The organism is Oleiphilus sp. HI0086 (genome assembly GCF_001635225.1).
In genome coordinates this window covers 1-569 of sequence record NZ_LWFZ01000402.1, presented here as the reverse complement: position 1 = coordinate 569, position 569 = coordinate 1, and the positions used below count along the sequence as shown (strand labels likewise).

The 569-nt window shown below is 47.8% G+C and carries 1 protein-coding gene; it reads left to right on the top strand.

Going from position 1 to position 569, the window contains the following annotated elements:
* Window positions 1–475, top strand: a 475-nt coding sequence (locus A3756_RS05005; protein ID WP_255376506.1) for an acyl-CoA dehydrogenase family protein, incomplete at its 5' end; no start/stop codon positions are given.
* Window positions 476–569 lie beyond the last annotated feature (94 nt).

Genomic DNA, 569 nt, shown 5'->3' with positions numbered 1-569 from the left:
GCGTTTAGGCCCCGGTAGAATTCACCACTGCATGCGTTTAATCGGAGCCGCACAGCGTGCACTTGAGTTAATGTGTGTCAGAGCTGAAGAACGTGTCGTATTTGGTAAGCCACTGAGCAAGCAGGGTTCGGTGCGTGAAGACATTGCCAAGTCCTACTGCGAGATCGAACAAGCGCGCTTGCTTACCTTAAAAGCGGCTGCAAAAATGGACTCACACGGCAACAAAGGGGCAAAAGACCTGATCGCCATGATCAAGATCGTTGCGCCACAAATGGCCTGTACGGTAATTGATCGAGCGATTCAGATACATGGCGCAGCAGGTTTAAGCCAAGACTTCTTCTTATCTGATGCATATCAAATGGCACGTATTATTCGTCTAGCGGATGGGCCAGATCAGGTTCATATGATGCAGCTTGGTCGTGGTGTCTCAGCAGGGTATTCTGCAATGCAAATGATGAAGATGCGTAAGGCTTAGGAGAAGGTATGTCGGATATAAAAACAAATGTTGATGAGCTCGATGTTGTTAAGCTAGCTGCTTACCTTGCAGACAATATCGAAGGCTTTTCTGG